The organism is Candidatus Polarisedimenticolia bacterium, from assembly GCA_036001465.1.
GTDB lineage: Bacteria > Acidobacteriota > Polarisedimenticolia > Gp22-AA2 > Gp22-AA2 > Gp22-AA3.
In genome coordinates this window covers 39,152-63,265 of sequence record DASYUH010000014.1, presented here as the reverse complement: position 1 = coordinate 63,265, position 24,114 = coordinate 39,152, and the positions used below count along the sequence as shown (strand labels likewise).

Sequence of the window (24,114 nt, the reverse complement as noted above, 5' to 3'; positions counted from 1 at the left end):
CCTACCCCTCCGTCGCGTCGGGGTCGATTCCGTGCTTGCGCAGGTAGTACGCCAGGTTGCGCTGATCGATGCCGAGCAGGCGCGCCGCTTCTTTGCGCACTCCCCGGGCGCGCCGCAGGGCCTCGACGATGGAGTCCCTTTCATGCCGGGCCACCACGGCGCGGATGTTCAGGTCGTCGCCCCCCGCCGGCGCGTCCGCGTCGGACGGCCGGCCCGCGAAGGCGGACGAGGCGAGCCCCCCGACCGGCGGCAGGTCGAGCGACACGAGATCGGGCCCCGGGTTCAGAATCAGCGCCCTCTCGATCACATTGCGCAGCTCGCGCACGTTTCCCGGCCAGGTGTAGGCCAGGAGGTCGGCATGGACCTCCGGGGCGATCCGTGGGGGTGGCTGGCCCAGCCGGGCGGAGATCGCGCGCGCGAAGAGCTCGGCGAGCAGGGGGATGTCCTCTCCCCGGTCACGCAGGGGTGGCAGGGCGATGCGCACCACGTTGAGCCGGTAGAAGAGGTCCTGCCGGAAGCGCCGATCGGCCACGGCCGCGTCGATGTCGCTGTTGGTGGCGGCGATGACCCGGACGTCGACGCGCGTCGGGCGCTCGTCGCCGACCCGGTCGAACTCCCCGTCCTGGAGAACACGCAGGATCTTCGCCTGCGCCTGGAGCGGCATGTCGCCGATCTCGTCCATGAACAGCGTCCCCCGGTGCGCCAGGAGGAAGCGCCCCTCGCGGTCGGCGGTGGCGCCGGTGAACGAGCCCCTGCGGTGCCCGAAGAACTCGCTCTCCCACATCTCCATCGGGATGGCGGCGCAGTTGACGCGCACGTACGGCCCCTTCGCCCTGCGGCTCAGGCGGTGGATCAGGCGCGCGACCAGCTCCTTGCCGGTGCCCGACTCGCCGAGCAGGAACACCGTGGCATCGCTGGCCGCCACCGTGCGCGCCGTCTCCATCACCTGGTTCCAGGCCCTGGACCGGCCGACCGGCGGCTCCTCGCCCGGAAGATCGAAGCGGCGCAGGTAGTCCACCTCGCGCTGCAGCGCCCGTGTCGCGAGGGCCCGGTCCAGGGCGACCTCCAGGGCGTCCGGATCCGCCGGCTTGAGGATGTAGTCGGCCGCCCCGGCCCTGACGCACTCGATCGCCGAGGCGATCGTCCCCTGTCCGGTGAGCACGACCACCGGGACCAGGGGATAGGCGTTCTGCATGCGCTTCACGAGGTCGAGCCCGTCCGCCCCGGGCATCTTGAGATCCGTGAGGACGACGTCCACGGGGGTCCGGCCCAGGGAGGCGAGGGCGTCGGCGACGCTCGCCGCCAGGTCGACGTCGTAGCCGCGCTCGCCGAGGACCTCGCCGATCGAAGTCCGCACGTACGCCTCGTCCTCCACGACGAGCACCCGGCCGCGGGCCGGCTTTCGCTCAGGCATGGCTGGAGCCGCTCCGGGAGGAAAGCCCGCCACCCGCCAGGCCCGTCCGGGCCAGGGGGATTCGCATCCGGAAGACCGCCCCGCCGCCGGGACGATTGGATACGGCGAGGTCGCCGCCGTGCTGCGTGACGATCGAGTAGCAGATCGCGAGCCCGAGACCCGTCGACTCCTTGGTCGAGTAGAACGGCTCGAAAATGCGCGCGCTGTGCTCCGCCGGCACGCCGGGACCGCGATCGGCGATCTCGGCGACCACCCGTTCGGCTTCCCGACCGGTCACGACGCGCACCTCGCCGCCGCGCGGCTGGGCCTCGCAGGCGTTCAGGAGCAGATTCAGGAAGACCTGTCCGAGGAGCGCCGGGCTGGCCTGGACGCCGAGCGGCGAGGGGGACAATTCCTCCTCGAAACGGATGGCGGCGAACTCGGGTCGCGAGCGCACGAACTCGACGGCCTGGCGCAGGACCGCGTTCACATCGATGACGGTGCGGGGGGCGCTCGCCGGATCGGCGTGCTGCAACACCTGCCGCACGATGTCACCGGCGCGCCTCAGCCCCTCCTGCGCCCCGTCCAGGCGGCGCAGCGCCGAGGCCGCGTCGCCTCGCGCCAGGTCTCCCCGGGCCAGGCTCAGGTAGTTGGACATGCCCTCCAGCGGATTGTTGATTTCGTGGGCCATGCCCGCGGCCAGCCTCCCGACGGTCCCCAGCCTCTCGGTGTGGAACAGCTGCCGCTCCAGGTCGCGCACGCGCGCCTCTTCGCGCGCCCGGGCTTCGAGTGCCTGCTGGCGGCGCGCCTGCTTGATGGCGAAGGCCCCGAGCAGGAGCGCCAGGCTCATCACCGCCAGGTTCAGGATCAGCGTCAGCCGGTAACGCGCCGCGAGAGGCAGCATCAGGGCCACCGCCGGGCCCCGGAGCTGCGAGCAGGCGAGGCGCCACGGAGCCGGAGAGGACCAGTCTTCCGTCCTCACATCCGCGCCGGCGTGCATCCCGCGTCCATCGACGCCGGCAGCCGCCAGCTCCGGGGCCGCCCCCCCGGGATCCGCTCCCAGCAGGGCCCCGTCCCGATCCAGGAGGATGCAGGCCCGTGATCCATCGTCCACGGCCCGGTTGAGCGCCAGGAGATGGCCTGCGTCGAGCGTCGCCTCCAGACTCACCGCCCCGGACACCTTCCTGACCCCTGTCTTGAACTCGAACCGGCCGACGATCGAGCGCCCTGGCGCTCCGGCCGGTTCGGCAGCAGCATCCGCGGACCGCCCCGCCGGCTCGACCCCCGGCAGGTCACCCGGTTTCCAGAGGACCGGGATCCCTCCGCGCCGGCCGGCGGCGACCAGGACGACCCCGTCCGCGGATCGGGCGGCCAGGTGGGACGCCTCCGGATGCCCCCGCAGGAACAGAAGCAGCGCCCCCTCGGCCTCCAGACGCCGCCAGCGCGCCTCCCGCGGGTCGCGCGACAGGAGAGCGGACTCCAGGCCGAAGAAGACCGGCGATCCGGTCAGAAACGCCAGATCGGCGCGCATCGACGCGAGGGTGCCTTCCAGCACTCCGGCCCGGGCCTCCGTCTCCAGGCGCAGCAGCCGCTGCGCCTCGTCGGCAACGCCCCTCTGGGCCACGGCGATTGCCCCCAGCCCCGCGACATTGATCGCCAGCGCGGCGGCCAGGGTCACCGCGGTCAGCCATCCCACCCCCGGGCTCCATTTCGGGCCCGGGACCGGGGCGTCGGTTCGTCCGCCGCTTCCCCCCGTATCCACGCGCCAACTATAGCGCACGCCCCTGTCGCCTGCCCGCACCGGCCAGGCCCCCGCGGCGACCCCGGTCGATGCATCGCCGCAGGCTGAGAAAACGCGTTCTGGTTTTCTTCGCAAGATCCGATCCAGGACGGGAGAGCCGCTCCATCGCGGAGATAAAGATCAGCCAGGACACTGGTTTTGCGGCGTTCCCGCGACTTGCATAGGGGTCGCAGCCTCGGGCGGATGAACGGCGAGCATCATACGAATTATGCGACCTGGCGAACCCGCGCCATAAAAGAAAGGGTCATCACGTCCGCGAATCGTGATTTGGGCCTGATTTCAGATGGCCTGGAGCCTTCAGGTGAGGATTTCGGTGACGCCGATCGTTCAGTCGCTCAACCTTCTGACTTCGACGATGCGCCGCTCGCCCCGCCAGGCGCAAAAGGCGGCCAGCCGTCGGTCTCGGGTCATGTCGAAGTCGTAGAGATCTTCGAAGTCCAGAACGCGCCGAAGGCGCTGGCCATCGAACGAGAAGAGCGGGTTGTCGCCGACCTCGGAGGGCGCCTGGGCCCTCACCTGGAAATAGACCAGGTCCGAGCTCGTGTGCTTGACCTCAATCTGCATGTGCCTTGCCTTGCCGGGAATCGTGACCAGCTCCGCTGCCCCGCCGTCCTTGAGCAGCATCAGGGTGGTTCCTGACTTGCGGGAGACGAGGAACACGCTGGACGATCCGATGGAGACCCCGCCCCCGAGGGCGTCAGGGTCCTCGCTTCCCAGGCCGACCAGCCTGGTCATGGACGGGCCGAGGCAGTCGAGAAGCCAGATGTCGTTGTCGTGGCCGGCGTAGTTCTTTTGGAGGATCACGCGCCGGTTCCCCACGAGGACGGCGTGCTGCGCGAGGGCGGATTCGAGCACTTCCCGCGGGAGCGTGGGCAGCGCCCGGGCGCAGTCGGGGATGATCTCCGCGAACGCCCGGTCGAGGGGCGCCGGGGTGTCGTCGTCCTCGTACCGGGTGTCGACGAGGCGGCCCGAGGCGACGTCGTAGGTGAGATAGGCTGCGCCGACGTCGCCATCGGCCACAGCGGCGCGGACGTGGGTGGCATCCGTCCAGTCGAGGTCGAAGACGTATGCCTTGTAGGTCGCATACCGGACCGCTCCCTGGCGGTCGAGCAGGGTCGTCACGGCCCCGGTCGCGAGGTCCAGGAATGCCAGCTCCGTCGTCTCCATCCCGTCTTCGACTTCCGACTTGGCGAAGGCGAGCCGATCACCCGCGGGCGAGAAGCGTGGGTGGACGATGTCCCAGGATTCGAGCCTGGCCAGGGCCCGTCCCCCGAGCCGGATCGGCGACGGGGGCGCGGCGCGCCGGCCGGCGGGCGCGTCCTCGTGGAACCCCTGACGGCTGCCTGGGCTGCTGCACGAACAGAGCAGGAACACGACAGCCGCCAGCCCGACTCTTGCCTTGTCCCTCATGGTCCCTGCCGTGTCCGAATGGGTGGAAATGACGGGTCCGATCGGTTATTCGATTCCCCGCCCGCGCCCCCGGGAGCCTGTCCGAATGCTCGAACGGCCTCCTAAAGAAAAGAAGGCCGCGTCGCCGCGGCCCTCCGGGGCATCTTCTTCATGGATTTGGCGTGAGACGATCAGCCCTGCTTCACGACCTCGATCGACGCCACCTTGATCGTGCCGGTCCCCTCGTCGAGCGTGCCCTTCACCCTCACGGGCACGCCGATGTGGCCGTCGGCCACTTTGGACTGGTCGAGCGTGTACAGCTTCTCATTGGCGTACAGCTGGACCTTGGCCCCTTTCTTGACGCACTCCAGGGCGCAGGACTTGCCCTGGGCATTGGCGTTCGCCGCGCCACAGTAGGAGTCGGTCAGATAGCCGGTGAGAGCCACTTCCCGGGTGGGGCCGGACTGGTCCGACCCGGCGGCCTGGGCATTGACGTTCTTGTCCTTGTCGCAGGCGAAGGCGGCCGGGAGGGCGACGAGAGCCAGCACGGCCAGGACCGATGCGAATGTCTTCATGAGGACACCTCCCGACGGGTTGATTGAGCGTGCGCCAGAATCCTAGAGGGAGGCCGGTGAGAAGTCAAACGCGACGTCCCCATCCTTTCGCGAGGATCAGGCCTCGGACACGCTCGGAGATTTCGTCTCGTATCCGCCGGACCGCCGGGAGGGACTGTCCCCGTGGATCCTCGAGGAACCAATCCTCATGATCCGCGCCAGGCGCCACCGGGCACGCCTCGCCGCAACCCATCGTCACGAGGAGGCCTGCCGACGAAACCAGGTCGGGCGCAAGAGCTCGCGGCCGGGATGAGCTGAGATCGATCCCGGCCTCACGCATCACCTCGATCACTACAGGATGGACTGTGTCGCCGGGCTGCGTACCGGCCGAGATCGCATGAGCCAGTGCGGGGTCCGCGAGCCGATTGAACAACGCAGCCGCCATCTGGGAGCGGCCGGCGTTCTCGACACAGGCGAACAGCACCGTGATCATGGCCGGCCCGGTCCTGCGGCGCGCACGGTTTCGGTCGGTTGGGCGTCCTCGGCGATCTCCTGTTGGTTTCGATCCAGCCAGGAAAATGCGCTCGTCGCGGCCGCGGCGCCGAGAAGCTGAGCCATGATGAAACCCGGCACGTCCCGAGGGCGTATCCCTGCGAACGTGTCGGTCGCGCAACGGGCGAGCGTCACGGCGGGATTGGCAAATGCCGTCGAAGCGGTGAACCAGTAAGCCGCCGTGATGTAGCCTCCGACGGCCATGGCCGTCACCTCGGGACGGCGGCGCGCGGTGCCCCGAAGGACCGTGAAGAGCCCGAAGGTCGCCACGAATTCGCTCAGGAGCTGCGCGGCACCGTTTCGGGCGTGGTGCGACGCTTCGAAGGCCTGCTCTCCGAACATCAGGTGCGCGACGACGACACCCACGAAGCCGCCCAGAATCTGTCCTGCCATGTAAGGAGCCAGATCGCCCGGAGGGGCGCGACGACGGAACACTTCGAGGAGAGTGACTGCGGGATTCAGGTGGGCGCCTGAGAGCGGAGCGAGGACCACGACGAGCACGGACAACACGAGTCCCGTCGCCAGGCTGTTGACGAGAAGCGTCATCGCCGCGTCCCCGTCCGAGAGGCGGCTCCCCATGATCCCGGATCCCACGATGGTCGACAGCAGGAGGGCGGTCCCCAGGCCCTCCGAGACGGTCCGGCGCAACACGTGACTGCCGACCGGTCCCATCAGCGCGGGCAGCAGCCGGCAGCCGCCGAACGGACCGGCTTCTCCACATCCTGGAGGACCGTATAGATTTCCCAGCGATTGCCGTCGGGGTCCGCGAGCCAGAACTTCTCCTGCACCGCGTAGCAGCACTCGCCGCGCTCTTCGTCTTCGACCGGGATCCCCCGCGCCAGCAGCTCGCTCTTCCAGCGACGCACTTCGTCGGTCGATCCGACTCGGATGCCGAGATGGGAGAGGGCCGTGGACCGGTGGGCCTCCTCGAGCCCGGGCCCGAGGGCGAGATGGATTTCCGGTTCAGCCGCGATGAACTTGGCATAGCCTGGCTTGAGTTTCGCGGGCTCTCCGAAGAAGCGCCGGTAGAAGTCGACCGAGCGGTCGAGGTCGCGAACGCGGAGCGAGATGTGCACGGACGGTGTCATGAGCCCTCCAGTTCGACACATCCAGAAGTGTCGATATGTTTGAACAATTTTTTTTACACGGCCTTCCGGATCGACCCCGCCAGCCGTGCCAGCGCCGCTTCGTTCCTCCCGTAGAACATCCAGCGGCCACGCTTTTCGGCCTCCACGAGCCCGGCGCGGATGAGGACCGCCATGTGATGCGACACCGCCGCCTGAGACAGGCCGATGGCCCGCTCGACGTCGCAGGCGCAGAGTCCGCGCTCATCGCGCGAGATCAGGCCACAGCATGACCGTCCGGCGGATCGCAGGAGATCCAGGATTCTCAGGCGGGTCGGGTCACCCAGCGCCTTGAACGCCCTCACCAGGTCCGGGTCGGATTTCATACATCGATAAGTATAGATGTATCCGCGTGCGCCGTCAACCCGGCTCGAGGAGCCTGTCCGAGTCTTCGGCCGGCACCTAACCCGGGCCGCTCGCGGACATCGCGGCCGGCTGCGACTCCTCGCCCAGGGCCTGACGGACGACGCGCGCGAGCGCGTCGATGTCGTACGGCTTCTGGACGTACGCGAGCGCCCCTTCGCTCAGCATCTCGCTGGCGGTGCTTTCGGCCGAGAAGCCGCTGCTGACCAGCACCCGCACCCGCGGGTCGATCTCCTTCATGTGCTTGAAGCACTCCCGTCCGCCCATGACCGGCATCGTCAGGTCGAGCAGGACCAGGTCGATGGCCGCCGCCTGATCCCGGAAGACGCGCAGGGCCTCCTCGCCGTTGCGGGCCGTCAGGACCCGGTAGCCGTGCATCTCCAGGATGTCGCGCACCAGGGCCAGGACGGTCGACTCGTCGTCGACCGCCAGGACGGTGCGCGCCGGGGCCCGTCCCCCGCCCGCCCCGGAGGATCGTGCCGCGCCTTGGAGGCGCGCTGCGGCCGGAGGGTGCCGCGCGATTCCGGCGAGGCGCTCCAGAAGGACGGCCGGCGACTCGACCGCGGCTCGATCGGAGGCCGCCGCCTCGTCGTAGATCGGAAAGTGGACCGAGAAGCACGCCCCGCGCCCCGGCTCGCTGTCGATCTCGACCCAGCCGTCGTGTCCCTTGACCGCGCCGTGCACCATCGCCAGTCCCATGCCCGCGCCCCTGCCGAGCTCCTTGGTCGTGAAGAAGGGCTCGAAGATGCGCGACCTGACGGAGGGCTGGATGCCCCGCCCGGTGTCCTGAACGGACAGCGTCACGAAACGGCCCGGCCTGGCCTCCAGGTTCCCCTGCGCGTCGGCCGCGGAGAGCGTCCTGTTGGCCGTCCTGATCTCGAGGCGGCCCCCCTCCGGCATCGCCTCCCTGGCGTTGGCGCAGAGATGCAGGAGGACCTGCTCCACCTGCGCCGTGTCCACGGCGGCGGTCCAGAGATCGGGCGCGCCCTCGAAGACCAGCTCGATGACCGGCGGCAGCTTCGGGCGCAGATCCTCGATGAATGTCGCGACGGTCTCGTTCAGGTTTGCGGGCGAAGGGCGGGTGGCCGCGCGCCGGCTGAACGTCAGGAGCTGCGCCGTCAGCTCGGCGGCGCGCAGCGCCGACTTCTCGATCAGGTCCAGTTTGCGGCGATTCGTGTCTTCCTCGGGCAGCCGGACCTTGACGAGCCGCGCGTAGCCGAGGATGCCGGTCAGGAGGTTGTTGAAGTCGTGCGCGATGCCGCCGGCGAGCGTGCCGACGCTCTCCATCTTCTGCGCCTGGCGGAGCTGGTCCTCCAGGTTCTTCCTGTCGGTCGTGTCGCGTAGGATCCACTCCGTCACGGTGCGGTTGTCGAGGGAAACCGGGCCGCCGCGCACGTCGACGTGGAAGCGCTCGCCGTTCCGGCGGACGCACGGAATGCCGTGGAAGCCGTCGTGGCCGCCGGGCGAGGCCGCCTGATACGCCTGCATGAGGCGCTCGCTCTCCTCCGGCGGGTGCAGGTCGCGCAGGCTGAGGGCGATTGCATCCTCCGTGGAATAGCCGAACAGCCTGCAGAACATGGCATTGACCTCGAGGATGCGGCCGGTCTCCGGGTCCGCCGTGAGGATGGCGTCGTAGGCGCCTTCCAGGAGCAGGCGATGGCGCTCCGTCGAGGCGGCCAGGGCGGCCTGCTTCGCGTCGAGATCCCTCGCCATCGACGCCACGTCCTCGGTGAGCTGCGCCACCTCGAGCGTGCCGGCGGATGGAGGCGGCGGCCCGCTCGCCCCCTTCGCGAAGGCCCGCACGAAGGTTGCGACCCGCAGGATCGGCTGCGCCAGGATCGCGCGGACCCACACCAGGAGGACCAGGCTTCCCAGCAGGATGCCAAGCGCCGTCACCACGCCGCGCTCCATGATCTCCTCGTACATGTTCGCCAGCTGCCTCTCCTGGTTGACCTTCAGGCAGAGCAGGCCGCCGAGGTTGGAAAGGTTCGGATTGACGCCTTCCAGGAGCAGCGGCGAGACCAGGATGAGGCGCCTGCCGTCCTCCACGAGGCGGTGCTGCGGCCGCGCCGTGCTGCGTGCGAGCACGGCGATGTCCGCGAAATCGGGATCCGGGATGATCGACGCATCGTGGCCGATCCAGTCGCGCCGGCTGGCGGCGATCACCCGGCCGTCCTTGCCGATGAGTGCGATGTAGACCACCGACCGCTTGCTGCCGGTCTCCTCGATCACCTCCTGCACCGAAGATCGCGACCCGAGCCGCATGAAGCGCTGCGACGCGGACAGGAGCTGATCGGCGAGCATGTCCCCGTAGCGCACCCCCTCGTCCGCCAGGAACTGCCGCGCCTCCATGGAGTGGTAGTAGAGCAGGCCTCCGGCGATGAGCATCCCGGGGATGATGAAGGCGAGGCCCATCAGGGTCGAGGTGGGAAACCGGGAGAGGACGCGCCGCACGGTGTCCGCCTACAGGGACTCGATGAGTTCGGGGCGGATCAGATCCGTCCCGGAGACGGATCGCCGGGTCAGGCCATGGCGCACCAGGAACTTCGCCATGCGGGCCGCCGTCTCGTGCAGCCTCCCCGGTGCGCTCGAGCTCCCCAAAAGCTCACGATTCTCGGACAGGTCGGGGACGTGCGCCCCTTCCAGGCCGTGCTGGAACTCCTCGACCGTCAGGTTGTGGCGCCGGGCCATGCTGGCGGCCGCTTCCAGCGGCTCCTGCTTCATGTAGGCCAGCGCCCGGAACCACGCGCGCAGGACTCCGCGCAGCTCGCCGGCCCGCCGGTCGACGACCGAGCGGCGCATCGCCATCACGTCGACGATCTCGCCCGGAATGTCGCGGGACGAGAAGAGCACGCGCGCCCCCTCGCTGCGCAAGAGTCGACCCAGGCCGGGCTCGTACGTGATGACGCCGTCCACCGTCCCCCGGTGGAAATCCTGCTCGGCCTCTTCGGGGAGCCGGCTCACCGACACGACCTCGTCCGGCCGGAGCCCGCCGATCTCCAGGAGGCGCTCGAGCGCGTACGCCCCGAGGGCCGACTCCTCGTAGGCGATGCGCCGGCCCCTGAGGCCCCTCAGGTCCCGGATGCCGTCCTTGACGACCAGGGCGTCCCCGCCGAATGAGTAGTCGACCACCAGGGTGACGACGGGCTGGTCCTGGAAGTTGTCGGCGATCTGGACTTCGTTGAGCGTCGCGAAGAATCCGTCCACGTTTCCCTGGTGGTACGACCTCAGAATCCCGGTGTAGGAGGAGAAATCGATGAGATCGATCTCGACCTTCTCGGCCTCGAAGAAGCCCTTCTCACGCGCCAGGTAGAGAAGCTCGAACGGCGGCCAGGCGTTGACGGCGATGCGCAGGGGCTCCTGCCGCCCCTGCACGCACGCCGGACCCAACGCGCAGAGTCCCGCGGTGAGGACGGCCGAAAGCAGGCTCCTGACCTTCCCGACGCGTCCCCCGGGACGCCGATCGCTCACGGATCCGGCCCCTTGCATTCTTCTGTCATCGAACCGACGTCGGTCCGACAGACCCCTGCTTCAAGTTAGGTTCCCCCCGGAGGGAGTCAAGTCCCCGGGGCGCGGATAAGTGTCCAGGATTTGGGCATTTCCAATGGGGACGGCCCTGTCGCGCCTCCCTTATACTGGGAGCGTGAGCGCCATCGATCCGGTCGTTCTGCAAATCTGCGAGAACGTGCGGGACCAGGGGGGCCGGGCCTTCCTGGTCGGAGGATGGGTGCGCGACTTCGAGGCGCTGCGCCTCAGGGGGCTCTCCGGGATGCCCGCCTCCGAGTACGACCTCGAGGTGTATCGCCTGCCGGCCGAACGGCTCGCCTCCCTTCTCGGGCGTTTCGGGGAGGTGAGGCTCGTCGGCCAGTCCTTCGCGGTCTACAAGCTCGTCCCCCGGGCGGCGGGCGGATCCCAGGCGGCGATCGACGTCAGCCTGCCGCGGCGCGATACCAAGGTCGCCCCGGGGCACCGCGGTTTTTCGGTTCTGGGGGATCCCGAACTCTCCTGGGACGAGGCGACGCGGCGGCGGGACTTCACGATGAACGCCATGATGTTCGACCCTCTCGCCGGCGAGATCATCGACGTCTGGGGAGGCCGCGCCGATCTCCGCGCCGGCCTCCTGCGGGCCGTCGATCCGTCGACCTTCGTCGAGGACAGCCTGAGGGTCCTGCGGGCGATGCAATTCGCCGCGCGCTTCGAGTTCGCCATCGAGCCGGGCACGGTCGATCTCTGCCGCGGAATCGATCTCTCCGACCTGCCCGCCGAGCGCATCTGGGGCGAGATCGAAAAGCTGCTTCTCCTGTCCGCGCGCCCTTCCGTCGGGCTGTCGTGGGCCGATCGCCTCGGCATCGTCGACCGCCTGTTCCCGGAGCTGAAGGCGCTTCAGGGCTGTCTTCAAGAGCGGGAATGGCATCCCGAAGGGGACGTCTGGACCCACACCCTCCTGGCGATCGACGTGGCGAAAGGGGAGATCGAAGGCCTCCCGAAGGAGAAGGCCCTGGCGGTCCTGCTGGCGGTCGTCTGCCACGACTTCGGCAAGCCGGCGACCACGGCCATGGTGGACGGGCGCATCCGCTCGTACGAGCACGAGGCGGCCGGAGTCGCCCCCACCCGCGCCTTCCTCGATCGGCTGAACGTCCACTCGCTGCAGGGCTACGACCTGCGCGAGCAGGTGGTGCAGCTGGTCGCGCACCACCTGACGCCCAGCCACTATTACAAGAACCGGGACAACGTCGGTGACGGCGCCTTCCGCCGGCTGGCGCGCCGCCTCGAGCCGGATCTCCTGTACCGCGTGTCGCGCGCCGATTGCCTCGGCCGCACCGGCTCCTTCTCGACCGAGGCGCAGGAGTGGTTCATCACGAAGGTGCGCGGTCTTCGTGTCGAGAGCCGCCCGCCGGCCCCGATCCTCATGGGCCGGCACCTGCTCGAGATGGGGCTGCAGCCGGGCCCGGCCGTCGGCCGGATCACGCGGGCGGTTTACGAGATGCAGCTCGACGGCAAGGTGGCGACGCTCGAGGAGGCCAGGCGCGCGGCGCGCGACCTGCTCGCGGCCGGCTCCTAGCGCGCGCCGACGACCGCGCGACGGCGCGGCTGGCGCTCCGCGGGCTCGGCGCGGCGCGGCCGACCCTTGCGCAGCTCCGCCAGCGTCTCGCCGACGCGCTCCAGGCCCCTCATCATGTAGTCGGCGTCCGATCCGAAGCCGAAGCGCAGGTGGCGGCCCGTGCCGAACTGGTCTCCGGCGCACACCAGGACCGACCTGGAGGTCCGCAGCCGTTCCACCAGCGCCACCGATCCGATCGGCAGGGCGTAGCGGGCGAACACGATGGCGCCCGCCTGCGGCTGGATGTACCCGAAGACGTCGTCGTGCGCGCGCAGCCACTTTTCGATCACCGGCAGATTGCGCCTGATGATGGCCCGCGTCCGCGAAAAGATCGCTTCGCGCCTCTTGGGGTCCATGGCGAGCCGCCCCAGGTAGTCCGACAGGATGCCCGGAGCGATCGTCGTGTAGTCGCGGTACGACCAGATCCGACCGACGGCGGCGGCCGGGCCCGCCACCCAGCCGATCCGGAGGCCGGGCAGGCCGAACGCCTTCGACAGGCCGGACGTGATCAGCACCCGCTCGTGGCGACCCCAGAAGCTCGGCGCGGTCCGGCCGGAGACCTCGGCGCCCCGGTAGATCTCGTCGGCCAGGATCCAGGCGCCCGATCGGCGCGCGGCACGCACCACCTCGTCCATCTCGGCGTCCGTCAGGATCCCCCCGGTCGGATTGTTCGGGTTCGTGATCACGATCGCGCGCGTCTTTTTCGTGACCGCCCGGCGCAGCCCGTCCACATCGAGCGCCCAGCGCATCGTCCCCCCATCCCGACGGGGGACCAGTCGGAAGGCGTCGGCCCGGCCGGCGAAGGCGCGCGACAGTCCCCAGGCCTGCAGGTAGTTCGGGAGCATGAACGCCACGCGGTCACCGCGCTCCAGGAGGGACCAGAGCGTCGCGTAGTTCGCCTCGGAGCCGCCGTTCGTGACCAGGATGTTGGCGCGCTTCGCGCCGTCGTAGAATGCGGCGATCCGGTCGCGCAGCTCCTCCGTCCCGTTCGACTGGCAGTAACCCAGCTCGGTGCCGAGAAAACGCTCCGCCGCGCCGCCGCCCAGCTCCAGGAGCTCGCTCGCCCGCATCGGATGCACGCCGCTCTCGGACAGGTTGTAGTCGACGTAATTCTCGTAGGTGGACTGCATCCTCTCCATGCGGAACGGTTCGATGCGCACGGCAGCCTCCTCCAGGGGTGTTCCGGGACGCGCGGAGAATACCAACCCCCCATGCCGCTGTAAAGGGCGCCCGGCCGAATACCCGGACACACTCCTGGCCATGACGGTGATACCCTTCCTTCGTGAGCCGCACACTGCTCGTTCTCCGCGAGCCCGAGATCCGGCGACTCCTCGATCCCGCGGCAAGCCTCCTGGCCATCGAGCAGGCGTTCACCGCCTACGCCACGGGCGGCGCCGAGCTGCCGGCGGTCATCAACCTGAACGTCCCCGAGAACCGCGGGGAAATCCACGTCAAGGCCGGCCACCTGCGCGGCGGGACCCACTATGCGGTGAAGATCGCCTCCGGCTTCTACGACAACCCCGTGAAGGGACTGCCCCAGAACGATGGCCTGGTGCTGGTCTTCGACGCCTCGACCGGCGCGCCGGCCGCCCTGCTTCTCGACAACGGGTTCATCACCGAGCAGCGCACCGGCTCGGCGGGGGCCGTGGCGGCGAAACACCTGGCGCGCCGCGACGCGCGGATCGTCGGCGTCGTCGGCTGCGGCAATCAGGCTCGCTACCAGCTGGCCTCCCTGGCTCTCGTGCGCCCGTTCCGGGAGGTGCGCATCTACGGCCGGCGCCCCGAGCGCGCCCGCGCCTGCGCCTCGGAGCTCGCGAACGATCCGGCGATCCCCCGGGAGTGCCGGCTCGCCGCCGTCCCTTCGGTCCGCGAGGCGGTGGAGGGGGCCGATATCGTGATCACGGTCACGGCGAGCCGCGAGCCGCTGGTCGAGGCCGCGTGGCTCGCTCCCGGCATGCACATCACCGCCGTCGGATCGGACGGCCCCGACAAGCAGGAGCTTCACGCCGACGTCCTCAAGCGCGCCGACCTGGTCGTGGCGGACAGCAGGGCGCAGTGCCTCCGGCTCGGGGAGATCCACCACGCCGTCGCCTCCGGGACGATCCCGGAGAGCAAGGTCGCCTGCGAGCTGGGAGACATCACCGCCGGGAGGCACCCCGGCCGCCGCAGCGACGCGGAGATCACCCTGTGCGACCTGACCGGCGTGGGGGTGCAGGACGTCGCGGCGGCCGCCGTCGTCCTGTCGCGGGCCCGGACGGAGGGGCTCGGGGACGCTCTCCCCGTCTAGGTTCCAGGTGCCTGTCCGGGCATCCGGCCCGCTCCTGGGCGTCGTGGGCCCCTTCCGGGCCCGAATGGCACAGGGTTGTATAATGTCCCCGTCATGCAGCAGCTGACGGCCTTCGAGTACCTGGTCCGGACCCGGCAGAAAACCGACGAGACCTATTCCGTCCTCGTGGAGAAGGCGCCGGGCCACTGGATCGCCCAGATTCGCCTGCCGGATGGTTCGTTCTGGACCATGAGCCGTTTCGATCCCCGGGCCCCCGCCCTGCCGAAACAGTGGGTGGGCGCCACGGCGGCCGCCGCGGCCGACTATGCCGCCCGCATCCTCACCCATCACTTCGCGACCGAGGGGATGGAAATCATCCAGCGCCGGTACCTCCTCGAGCCTGGGCGCTAGGCTCCCACCGTGAGAACCACAGCCAGCCTGACCCTGCGTGAACGGGCCACCCTCGGGTGGGGCAAGGTGCGGCGGTTCTGCCTGGCCCACTTCCGTCCCGGGTACGTGCGGGAAAGCCTGGCCCGCCGCGTGGGGCAGTGCGACCGCACGGGGGCCTGCTGCCACCTCATGTTCACCTGCCCGCTCCTCGATCGGCAGGCCACGCCGGTGCGCTGCACCATCCACGAGATCAAGCCCAGGGTCTGCCGGCTGTTTCCCATCGACGAGCGCGACCTCCGCGACCGGAACATCATCTCTCCGGACGTCCCGTGCGGCTTTTCGTTCGTCCCGCGCGAGGAGTTCCTGAAGCGGGGAGGTGAGGCCATGAGAACCGCCACCGGCCGGCTCCACGTGGAGGCGATCGACCTGCCGCGCGAGTAGAAACCGGGCTCCCGGAGCCCCTCTCCGCCTCAGGCCGTTGATCTTTCCCTGCGGGTGCTTCATATTGACACCCGCCGGCATCCGTCCGTCATCCATCTGACGATCGGGCCAAGCTGGCAAGTCCGAGGATCCACGGGATGCCCGGTAACGACCTGGTCCTTCATGAAGAGGAGTTCACCAAGATCCGCGAGGTGATCTCCCGCCTGAGGGGAGAGTGCAACGCCAAGGTCGTCTTCCTGGTCGACAAGAACGGCCAGCAGATCGCGGCGATCGGCGAGCTGAACTCCATCGACACGACCGCCCTGGCGTCCCTCGCCGCCGGCAACGTCGCCGCCACCGACTCGCTCGCCCGGCTCATCGGCGAGAAGGAGTTCTCCGTCCTGTTCCACGAGGGGGAGCGGGACAACCTGCACATCTCGGTCGTCGGCGGCAGGGTGATCCTCGTCGTCATCTTCGACGAGCGGTCCTCCATCGGACTCGTGCGTCTGCGTGTGAAGAAGGGATCCACCGAGCTGGCCGCGATCCTGGACGTGATGCTCAAGAAATCGGCGGCGCCGCGCAAGGCCGCCGCCGGCGGCTCTCCGTTCGCGGAGATCACCGACGAAGACATCGACAAGCTGTTCAGCGACTGAGGCAGGCGGGGGCGATCGGCTCATCCGATGACGTTCATCAATTACGCGTCGCGCGAGATCAACTGCAAGATCGTCTACTACGGCCCCGGCCTGGGCGGCAAGACGACGAACATCAAGTTCGTCTACGAGAAGACCAACCCGAACGCCAAGGGGAAGCTGATCTCGCTCGCCACCGAAACCGACCGCACGCTCTTCTTCGACTTCCTGCCCCTCGACCTGGGAGAGATCCGCGGCTTCCGCACCCGCTTCCATCTGTACACCGTCCCGGGCCAGGTGTTCTACGACGCCTCGCGCAAGCTGATCCTGAAAGGGGTGGACGGCGTGGTCTTCGTCGCCGACTCGCAGGCCGCGCGCATGGAGGCCAACCTCGAGAGCCTGAGGAACCTCGACCTCAACCTCAAGGAGCAGGGGTACGACCTGCGCACCATCCCCTACGTCCTGCAGCTCAACAAGCGCGACCTGCCGTCGGCCCTCCCGGCCGAGGAGATGAAGCGGCAGCTCGTGCGCAAGGGCGAGCCGGTGTTCGAAGCCGTGGCCTCCAAGGGCACGGGCGTGTTCGAGACCCTCAAGACCATCGCCAAGATGGTGCTCCTCGAGCTGCGCAAGGGCCGCTGACCCCCGCCGCTTGGCCGCGGCGACAGCGTCTCCCGACCTGCATCAGTTGACACGCCTCCCGAGCCGCCGCTATAATCACCGGCTCGTCGCCAAGCCAAGCACGAATCAACAGGGGACACTCCGTGAGCTATGCCGTCATCAGCACCGGTGGGAAGCAGCAGAAGGTGGCCGTAGGCGACCACATCAAGATCGAGAAGGTGGACGCGGGTGTCGGCGACAAGGTGACGTTCGATCAGGTGCTGGCCCTGCACACCACGGGCGGGCTGCAGATCGGCAGACCGGTCCTGAAGGGGGCCCACGTGGTCGCGCGCGTGGTGGCCCAGGACAAGGCCAAGAAGGTCCTCATCTTCAAGAAGAAGAAGCGCAAACAGTACCGGCGCACGCGCGGGCACCGGCAGACGTTCACGGCGGTGGTCGTCGAAGAGATTCACGCCAGCTAGGCGAAGATCGGCGAGGAGAGCGAATGGCCCACAAGAAAGCCGGAGGCAGCTCGAGAAACGGCCGCGACAGCAACTCCCAGCGCCTGGGGGTCAAGCGCTTCGGCGGCCAGACCGTCACCGGGGGCTCCATCCTGGTCCGCCAGCGTGGGACGCGCATCAAGCCAGGCCACAACGTGGGCCTCGGGCGCGACGACTCGCTGTTCGCCCTGATCGACGGTGTCGTGAAGTTCCAGGACCGCGGGCGGATGGGCAAGTTCGTCAGCGTGCTCCCCGCTCCGGCCAGCCCCGCCCGGCCATAACGATTCGATTCAGGTCCGACGCCCTCCCGGCGCACGCTCCCAGGCGAGGGGGCACGAGCCGCTGTCCCCGCTCGTTTCGCGTCCTGCCCTTGGCCGGCAGGATCCCGGGCCGCCTGGGCGGCACCCGGAGCCACGCCACGTGCTGATCGATCAGGCAGCCATCGTCGTCGTCGGAGGCCACGGAGGCAACGGCTGCGTCAGCTTCCGGCGGGAGAAGTTCGTTCCACGGGGCGGTCCGAACGGCGGGCCGGGGGGGGACGGCGGCTCGGTCTACCTGGTGTCCGATCCCTCGCTCAAGGGGCTCAATGCCTTTCGCTACCGCCGGCGGTTCGAAGCCGAACGCGGGCGCCACGGCGAGGGGAGCGATCGGGCCGGACATGGGGGGGAAGACCTGTACATCAAGGTCCCGCCGGGCACCGTGGTCGTGGACGAGAACGACGCCCTGCTGGCCGACCTGGCCTCCCCCGGGGCGCAGGTCCTGGTCGCGAAGGGCGGGCGCGGGGGACGCGGCAACGCCGCCTTCGCGACGTCGACGCACCAGGCGCCCCGCGAGTCCGAGCCGGGCGAGCCGGGCGAGGAGCGCCATCTCCGGCTGGAGCTGAAGCTGATCGCCGACGTCGGCCTGGTCGGCTTTCCGAACGCGGGGAAATCGACGCTCATCTCGCGCATTTCTTCGGCGCACCCGAAGGTCGCGGCGTATCCTTTCACCACCCTCGAGCCGAACCTCGGGGTGGTGGATCTCGGCCAGTACCGGACCTTCGTCGTGGCCGACATCCCGGGGCTGATCGAGGGGGCGCACCACGGCCAGGGGCTCGGCATCAAGTTCCTGCGGCACATCGAGAGGACGCGCGTGCTCGTGCACCTGGTGGACGCCTCGGAAATGTCCGGCCGCGATCCGGTGCGCGACCTGGACATCGTCAACGGCGAGCTGAGTGCCTTCAGCGACGGCCTGGCCGGCAAGCCGCAGGTCGTGGCCGGCACCAAGATCGACGCGGTGACCGATCGCGGGCGCCTCGAGGCGCTGCGCGCCCGCTGCGCCTCGGAAGGCGTTCCGTTTCTCGCCGTCTCGGCGGTGAGCGGAGAGGGGATTCGCGAGCTGCTGGAGCAGGTCTGGTCGATCCTGAGCGCCGGCGACCCGGTCCCGGCGGGAACACCGTCGGCCCTCGGCAGGGACCGCCGGCAAGGAGGAGCTCATCCTACTTAAGAGAAAAATCTCGCTCGTGCTCGAGGCCGCCGCCGACAGGAAGGCGGAGGATCCGGTGGCGCTCGCCCTGAAGCGCATCGCCTCGTTCACCGACGCCTTCGTGATCGTCAGCGGCACGCAGAGGCGGCAGACGCAGGCGATTTGCGACGCCATCGTCGAAAGGCTGGCGGACAAGGGGGTGCATCCCGGCCATGTGGAGGGATACGATCTCGGCGACTGGATCCTGATCGACTTCGCCGATCTCGTGGTGCATGTGTTCACGCGCGAGACCAGAGAGTTCTACAACCTGGAGGGGCTCTGGGGCGACGCCCCGAAGGTGGCGCCGGCGCGCGCTCAAAGCCGCAGGAACAAAGGCACTTCGGCGGCGCGCAAGAGTTGACTTTGTCCGGGGCGATCCGTACATTACCCGCCTTACTGGCGGAAGGATCCCCGCGTGAATGCAATCGCCTCCGACCTTGCGGCGGCTCCCCTGGTCCATCGGTCGGCGCTGATGGAGCGGGTCGTCGCGCTGGCGCGGAAGGTGGCGGCAAGCGACGCCAACCTCCTCCTGGTCGGCGAGAGCGGCACGGGCAAGGGGATCCTGGCGCGCTTCATTCATGACGTGAGTCCGAGGCGCAGCGGGCCGTTCGTGACCATTGCCTGCGCCAACGTCGCGGTCGATCTCCTCGAGAGCGAGCTCTTCGGTCACGAGAAGGGCGCGTTCACCGGGGCGGCCGAGCAGAAGAAGGGGCGCTTCGAGCTGGCGGACGGCGGCACGATCCTGATCGACGGTGTGAGCGAGCTGGCCCCCTCGCTGCAGGGCAAGATGCTGCGGGTCGTGCAGGAGCGCTGCTTCGAGCGCCTCGCGGGGACGAAGACCTTGAGCGTGAACGTGCGGATCCTGTCCTCGACCCAGGCGGATCTCGCGCCGCTGGTGGCGGCGGGAAGCTTCCGCAAGGATCTGTTCTATCGATTGAACGTCATCCGGCTGGAGATTCCCCCGCTGCGCGATCGGATGGAGGACGTGCCGGTCCTGGCGGACCAGATTCTGCGCGACCTGGCGCGGCGGCAGGGCGCCGCCCCGAAGGCCCTGTCGCGGGGCGCCCTGGACCGGATGATGCGCCACGCCTGGCCCGGCAACGTCAGGGAGCTGCAGAACGTGATCGAAAGCGCCACGATCATGGAGCATGGGAACGAGATCGGCCCCGACGCCCTCCGCATCCTGGGAGACTCGCATCCCGGGCCCATTGCGGGGGCGGTCGCTCGACGGTTGTCCCTGGCCCAGGTCGAGGAGCAGTACATCCGCGACGTCCTGCGGGCGACGGGCGGCAATCGGAGCGAGGCGGCGCGCATCCTCGGCATCAACCGCAAGACTCTGCTGGAGAAACGCAAGCGCTACGGAATTCCCTGAGGGTGGAAAGGAAGCCCCACAATGGCGATGTTGAAGAAGCAGATCGAGACCTACAAGAAGCGCCTCCTCGACAAGAAGAAGAGCGTGGCGGAGGCCTACAACAAGAACAAGAACTACGGCCGCCTGACCGAGGACGAGGGGACCCAGGACCTGGCGGACAAGGCCTCGAGCGCCTACACCAAGGAGTTCCTCTACTCCCTGTCCAACACCGACCGCGAGGTCCTTCAAAAAGTCGATCTGGCGCTGCAGAGGATCGCCAAGGGAAAGTACGGCACCTGTCTCGAGTGCGAGGAGGAGATCGAGAGGAAGCGCCTCGAGGCGGTCCCCTGGGCGAGCTACTGCGTCACCTGTCAGGAGAAGGTCGAGAAGGGATTGATCTAATTTCGTGACGGGGGCGCGGCCTCCGGCGGGACTGCGATGAAGATCCGGACCGTTCTGTACCTGATGTTCGGGGCCGTCATCGTCGCCGTCCTGTCGATCCTGTACGTCACCAACCAGGCCGTCCTCGACAGCCGGCTCGTCCTGAGCCGCGGCATCCAGATGCCGGTCTGGTTCGCCCTGCTCCTCGCGAGCGGCGTGTCGATGCTCGTGCCCCTCCTGTTCGGCGTGCTCCGCGACCTGCGCCGCATGCTCGGGGACCTGACCGCGCGCCGGCAGGCCCGCTCGCGCCAGGAAGCGGAGGAGCACTACCTGCGCGGCGTGGAATCGATGCTGAACGGGCGCGAGGAGAAGGCCCTGGAGCATTTCGAGGCGGCGCTCCAGATCGACCCGAACCATTTCGACTCGCTCATCAAGGGAGGCGAGGTCCTGCGCGCCCTGCGGCGTCACGGCGAGGCGATCGAGTATCACCGTCGCGCGGCACGGGTGAAGGAGACCGACCTGCAGCCTCTCTACTCCCTGGTCGCCGACTACGAGGAGTCCGGGGCCCTCGAGAACGCCAAGGCGGTCCTGAACCGCATCATCGAGAAGAACCCGAAGCGCTCGCTCGCCGCCTGCCGCAAGTACCGGGCCCTGTGCATCAGCGGCGGGGAGTGGGAAAAGGCCTGGGAGATCCAGCAGAGCATCGAGAAGCAGCTCGTCGAGATGGGACGCTCGGCCAAGTCCGAGAAGAAGCACCACCTCGGCATCCGCTACATGCTGGCGCAGCGCCTGCTCGAGCAGGGCAGGACGCGCGAGGCGATCGGCATCCTCAGGCGGCTGGCCGGCATGGAGCCCTCGTTCGTCCCGGGGCACCTCGCCCTCGGCAAGGCGCTCCTGGCCCTGCACCAGCCCGAGGAGGCGGTCGACGTGTGGGAGAAGGCCTACGAAGCGACCGGCCACCCGGTGTTCCTGACGACCATCGAGGACCATTACCTTTCGCTGGAGCAGCCCCGCCGGGCCATCGAGGCGCTGAAGGCGGCGATCTGGAAGAGCCAGAAGGACATCATCCCCCGGTTCTTCCTGGGGAAGCTCTATTACCGGCTGGAGATGATCGACGAGGCGCTCCAGCAGTTTTCGCAGATGAAGGGCCGGGTCACCTACTTCCCCGCCCTGCACTATCACCTCGCGAAGCTCATGGAGCGCCAGGGGCACCTGCGCGAGGCGTTGAAGGAGCTCGAGCTCGTCCTGCGGCAGGCCGAGGTCCTGAAGGTCGAGTATGCCTGCGCCACGTGTTCGCGCAAGTATCCCGCCTGGACCGACTATTGCGACCGCTGCGGGGAATGGAACAGCGTCGCGGTCGACTTCCAGGAGGAGCGTCCGATCGAGGAGCTCGGCATCAGCACGGCGCCCGTCTACACCGCCGAGACGGGCGAGGTGTAGGGGATCCCGCGAGCCGATGCCGCCTCTCCTTCCCGCGGTCCTCATCGTCCTGGACGGCTGGGGACACAGCGAATCCACCGAAGGGAACGCCATCGCCCGATGCGCGCCGTCCTTCATGGGATGGCTCGGCCGCACCTATCCGACGTCCCTCCTCGAGGCCTCCGGGGAGTCGGTCGGCCTCCCCCGGGGGGTGATCGGCAATTCGGAGGTCGGCCACCTCTGCCTCGGCGCCGGGCGTGTCGTCCTGCAGGACCTGTCGCGCATCAACCGCGCCATTCGCACGGGGGAGTTCGACCGGAACCCGGTCCTCGCGGCGGCCTTCGAAGTGGCGCGCCGGCCGGGGGCGGCCCTCCACGTGATGGGCCTCCTGAGCGACGGCGGCGTGCACAGCCACGTCGATCACCTGGAAGCCGTCGTCCGCTCGGCGGGGGACGCCGGGGTGCGCCGCCTTTTCCTGCACGCGTTCATGGACGGGCGCGACACACCGCCCCAAAGCGGCGCGGAGCACGCGCGACGCGCCTCGGCCATGCTCGATCGCCTCGGCCTGGGACGGATCGCGACCGTGTCCGGCCGGTTCTACACCATGGACAGGGACACACGCTGGGACCGCACCGAGAAGGCCTGGCGCGCCGTCGCCCTGCGCGAGGGGCCGGTCTACCCGACCGCCGAGGCGGCGGTCCAGGCCGGCTACGACGCCGGCATCACCGACGAGTTCCTGGTCCCATCGATCATCGAGTCCGGCGCGGGTGGCCTCCCGGCCGGAGCATCGCCCCGGGGTGCCGATAGGGAGGCGCGCGTCCGCGACGGGGACGCCATCGTCTTCTTCAACTTCCGCGCCGACCGGGCCCGGCAGATCACGCGCGCCTTCACCGAGGACGACTTCCGGCCGTTCCCCCGGCCGTCGCGCCCGGCCCTGGGGACGTTCGTCTGCTTCACGACCTACGACCGGACCTGGCGGCTCCCGGTGGCCTTCCCGCCGCAGCACATCAAGGGGACGTTCGGCGAGGCGGTCAGCGACGCCGGCCTGCCCCAGCTGCGCATCGCCGAGACGGAGAAGTACGCCCACGTGACCTATTTCTTCAACGGCGGCGAAGAGCGCGCCTTCCCCGGCGAGGAGCGCTGCCTCGTTCCCTCCCAGCGCGGAGTCGCGACCTACGATCAGAAACCGGAGATGAGCGCCCGCGAGCTGACGGCGGAGGTCCTCAAGAGGTTGCAGGCCAGGCCGGCCCAGGCGATCGTCCTCAATTTCGCCAATGCCGACATGGTGGGCCACACGGGACGTCTCGAGCCGACCGCCGCCGCGTGCAGGGTGGTCGATGAGTCGGTCGAGGCGGTGGTCAGGGAGATCCTGCGTCTCGGGGGGCTCGCCCTGGTGACCGCCGACCACGGCAACGCCGAGCAGATGGTCGATCCGAAGACCGGATCCCCCCTGACCGCCCACACGATGAATCCGGTCCCGGCGCACGTCGTGGCGGCCGGCCTGGAAGGGAAGCGATCGAGAGCGGGCGGGCTGCTGTCGGACGTGGCGCCGACGATGCTGTCGCTCATGGGGCTCGAGGCGCCCGAAGAGATGGAGGGCCGGTCCCTGCTTCTGGAGCCTCGGGCTCCCTGACGGGTCCGGTTGCAAGGCTCGCTGCGCGCGTTCGGGCGCCTCGGCGGGGCGCTCCTCGCGTCGATCTTTCCCGCGGATTGCCTGCTGTGCGCGCGGATCCTGCCCTGGCGCCAGGAGGGAGGCGTCTGCCTCCCCTGCTGGCGCGTCCTGCCCTGGGCCCCCGGGCTCCGCCCCGCGAGCCATCCCCTGGATGCTCTCCTCTGGGCCGCCGACTACGAGGGCCCGGCCGGGCGCCTGGTGCGCGCCCTGAAATTCGAGGACATGGACGGATTGGCCCTGCCCCTGGGCCGGGAGACAGCCGCGCGTCTCGCCCCCCTCTTCGCCCTCCTGCGCCCCGAACTCGTCGTGCCGGTCCCCCTGCACTGGTGGCGGCATAGCCGCCGCGGCTACAACCAGGCCGGGCTCCTGGCGCGCGCCATCGCCCGTGGGACCGGCCTGCCCCTCTCCACCCGGGCGCTCGCGAGGCGACGCGCCGGCCGCCGCCAGCTCGGACTGTCGAGGCAGGAGCGCCTCGCATCCCTGGCCGGCTGCTACGCCGCCCGCGCCTCTCGCGTGCGCGATCGCAGGATCCTGCTGGTGGACGACGTGGTCACGACCGGCGCGACGCTGGAGGCGTGCGCGCGCGCGCTTCTCCGGGCGGGGGCCGCGGGCATCATCGGCTGCGCGTTCGCGCGCACCTCGAGGCTCTCCTGACACGCCGCGTCACCGCGGATCGATCATTCCCTCAAAGTCCTTGCCTGGTGCGGTG

Annotated in this window: 26 protein-coding genes; 15 read left to right on the top strand and 11 right to left on the bottom strand. The window is 69.2% G+C overall.

Features of this window, described 5'->3' with window-relative positions; translation table 11 throughout:
* Window position 1: 1 nt before the first annotated feature.
* From VGV60_03580 to VGV60_03535, 10 genes are all read right to left on the bottom strand, one after another.
* Window positions 2-1,414 (bottom strand): sigma-54 dependent transcriptional regulator, encoded by a 1,413-nt coding sequence (locus tag VGV60_03580; GenBank protein ID HEV8700336.1) that lies wholly within the window; start codon window positions 1,412-1,414, stop codon window positions 2-4.
* The gene (locus VGV60_03575) at window positions 1,407-3,089 is read right to left on the bottom strand and encodes an ATP-binding protein (protein HEV8700335.1); all 1,683 of its coding nucleotides are present in this window, start codon (window positions 3,087-3,089) and stop codon (window positions 1,407-1,409) included. The genes VGV60_03580 and VGV60_03575 overlap by 8 nt, the downstream gene beginning before the upstream one ends.
* Before the next feature lie 432 nt (window positions 3,090-3,521).
* Window positions 3,522-4,604 (bottom strand): hypothetical protein, encoded by a 1,083-nt coding sequence (locus tag VGV60_03570; protein HEV8700334.1) that lies wholly within the window; start codon window positions 4,602-4,604, stop codon window positions 3,522-3,524.
* A gap of 170 nt (window positions 4,605-4,774) precedes the next feature.
* Window positions 4,775-5,158, bottom strand: a complete 384-nt coding sequence (locus VGV60_03565; GenBank protein HEV8700333.1) for a hypothetical protein — start codon at window positions 5,156-5,158, stop codon at window positions 4,775-4,777.
* Window positions 5,159-5,222: 64 nt separating this feature from the next.
* Complete coding sequence (locus VGV60_03560; GenBank protein HEV8700332.1) at window positions 5,223-5,630, bottom strand: arsenate reductase ArsC; 408 nt, start codon at window positions 5,628-5,630, stop codon at window positions 5,223-5,225.
* Entirely contained in the window at window positions 5,627-6,340 is a 714-nt protein-coding gene (locus tag VGV60_03555) for an MIP/aquaporin family protein (GenBank protein HEV8700331.1), read from the bottom strand. The genes VGV60_03560 and VGV60_03555 overlap by 4 nt, the downstream gene beginning before the upstream one ends.
* A 20-nt stretch (window positions 6,341-6,360) precedes the next feature.
* Window positions 6,361-6,777: an ArsI/CadI family heavy metal resistance metalloenzyme gene (locus VGV60_03550; protein HEV8700330.1), complete on the bottom strand. Its 417-nt coding sequence runs from the start codon at window positions 6,775-6,777 to the stop codon at window positions 6,361-6,363.
* 53 nt (window positions 6,778-6,830) lie between these two features.
* Window positions 6,831-7,139, bottom strand: a complete 309-nt coding sequence (locus VGV60_03545; GenBank protein HEV8700329.1) for a metalloregulator ArsR/SmtB family transcription factor — start codon at window positions 7,137-7,139, stop codon at window positions 6,831-6,833.
* Between the two features lie 76 nt (window positions 7,140-7,215).
* A complete protein-coding gene (locus VGV60_03540) occupies window positions 7,216-9,630 on the bottom strand; it encodes a response regulator (GenBank protein HEV8700328.1) in 2,415 nt (804 codons plus the stop codon).
* 9 nt (window positions 9,631-9,639) lie between these two features.
* Window positions 9,640-10,647, bottom strand: coding sequence for an ABC transporter substrate-binding protein (locus tag VGV60_03535; GenBank protein ID HEV8700327.1), 1,008 nt, complete (start codon window positions 10,645-10,647; stop codon window positions 9,640-9,642).
* 172 nt (window positions 10,648-10,819) lie between these two features.
* Here VGV60_03535 and VGV60_03530 point away from each other — a divergent pair, with 172 nt between their 5' ends.
* Entirely contained in the window at window positions 10,820-12,238 is a 1,419-nt protein-coding gene (locus VGV60_03530) for a hypothetical protein (GenBank protein HEV8700326.1), read from the top strand.
* On the opposite strand, the gene VGV60_03525 is transcribed toward VGV60_03530, so the two are convergent.
* Window positions 12,235-13,437: an aminotransferase class I/II-fold pyridoxal phosphate-dependent enzyme gene (locus VGV60_03525; protein HEV8700325.1), complete on the bottom strand. Its 1,203-nt coding sequence runs from the start codon at window positions 13,435-13,437 to the stop codon at window positions 12,235-12,237. The two genes, VGV60_03530 and VGV60_03525, sit on opposite strands and share 4 nt — an antisense overlap.
* 122 nt (window positions 13,438-13,559) lie before the next feature.
* Here VGV60_03525 and VGV60_03520 point away from each other — a divergent pair, with 122 nt between their 5' ends.
* The 14 genes from VGV60_03520 (at window position 13,560) to VGV60_03455 (ending at window position 24,059) form a co-directional block, all read left to right on the top strand.
* Window positions 13,560-14,564, top strand: coding sequence for an ornithine cyclodeaminase family protein (locus VGV60_03520; protein ID HEV8700324.1), 1,005 nt, complete (start codon window positions 13,560-13,562; stop codon window positions 14,562-14,564).
* A gap of 93 nt (window positions 14,565-14,657) precedes the next feature.
* Window positions 14,658-14,954, top strand: a complete 297-nt coding sequence (locus VGV60_03515; GenBank protein ID HEV8700323.1) for a hypothetical protein — start codon at window positions 14,658-14,660, stop codon at window positions 14,952-14,954.
* A gap of 9 nt (window positions 14,955-14,963) precedes the next feature.
* Window positions 14,964-15,374, top strand: coding sequence for a hypothetical protein (locus VGV60_03510; protein HEV8700322.1), 411 nt, complete (start codon window positions 14,964-14,966; stop codon window positions 15,372-15,374).
* 137 nt (window positions 15,375-15,511) lie between these two features.
* Window positions 15,512-16,006, top strand: coding sequence for a roadblock/LC7 domain-containing protein (locus VGV60_03505; GenBank protein HEV8700321.1), 495 nt, complete (start codon window positions 15,512-15,514; stop codon window positions 16,004-16,006).
* Between the two features lie 27 nt (window positions 16,007-16,033).
* Window positions 16,034-16,621, top strand: a complete 588-nt coding sequence (locus VGV60_03500) for an ADP-ribosylation factor-like protein (protein HEV8700320.1) — start codon at window positions 16,034-16,036, stop codon at window positions 16,619-16,621.
* Between the two features lie 122 nt (window positions 16,622-16,743).
* Complete coding sequence (gene rplU, locus VGV60_03495) at window positions 16,744-17,061, top strand: 50S ribosomal protein L21 (protein ID HEV8700319.1); 318 nt, start codon at window positions 16,744-16,746, stop codon at window positions 17,059-17,061.
* Between the two features lie 23 nt (window positions 17,062-17,084).
* On the top strand, window positions 17,085-17,360 hold the full coding sequence (gene rpmA, locus VGV60_03490; protein HEV8700318.1) for a 50S ribosomal protein L27: 276 nt from the start codon (window positions 17,085-17,087) through the stop codon (window positions 17,358-17,360).
* A gap of 139 nt (window positions 17,361-17,499) precedes the next feature.
* Window positions 17,500-18,564 (top strand): GTPase ObgE, encoded by a 1,065-nt coding sequence (obgE, locus tag VGV60_03485; protein HEV8700317.1) that lies wholly within the window; start codon window positions 17,500-17,502, stop codon window positions 18,562-18,564.
* 16 nt (window positions 18,565-18,580) lie between these two features.
* Window positions 18,581-18,943, top strand: coding sequence for a ribosome silencing factor (gene rsfS, locus VGV60_03480; GenBank protein ID HEV8700316.1), 363 nt, complete (start codon window positions 18,581-18,583; stop codon window positions 18,941-18,943).
* Window positions 18,944-18,997: 54 nt separating this feature from the next.
* Window positions 18,998-19,954 (top strand): sigma-54 dependent transcriptional regulator, encoded by a 957-nt coding sequence (locus VGV60_03475; protein HEV8700315.1) that lies wholly within the window; start codon window positions 18,998-19,000, stop codon window positions 19,952-19,954.
* 21 nt (window positions 19,955-19,975) lie between these two features.
* Window positions 19,976-20,335 carry a TraR/DksA C4-type zinc finger protein gene (locus VGV60_03470; GenBank protein ID HEV8700314.1) on the top strand — a complete coding sequence of 120 codons (360 nt, stop codon included), beginning with the start codon at window positions 19,976-19,978 and terminating at the stop codon, window positions 20,333-20,335.
* Window positions 20,336-20,371: 36 nt separating this feature from the next.
* Complete coding sequence (locus tag VGV60_03465) at window positions 20,372-21,754, top strand: tetratricopeptide repeat protein (protein HEV8700313.1); 1,383 nt, start codon at window positions 20,372-20,374, stop codon at window positions 21,752-21,754.
* 16 nt (window positions 21,755-21,770) lie between these two features.
* A complete protein-coding gene (gene gpmI / locus VGV60_03460; GenBank protein ID HEV8700312.1) occupies window positions 21,771-23,366 on the top strand; it encodes a 2,3-bisphosphoglycerate-independent phosphoglycerate mutase in 1,596 nt (531 codons plus the stop codon).
* 9 nt (window positions 23,367-23,375) lie between these two features.
* On the top strand, window positions 23,376-24,059 hold the full coding sequence (locus VGV60_03455; GenBank protein ID HEV8700311.1) for a phosphoribosyltransferase family protein: 684 nt from the start codon (window positions 23,376-23,378) through the stop codon (window positions 24,057-24,059).
* Window positions 24,060-24,114 lie beyond the last annotated feature (55 nt).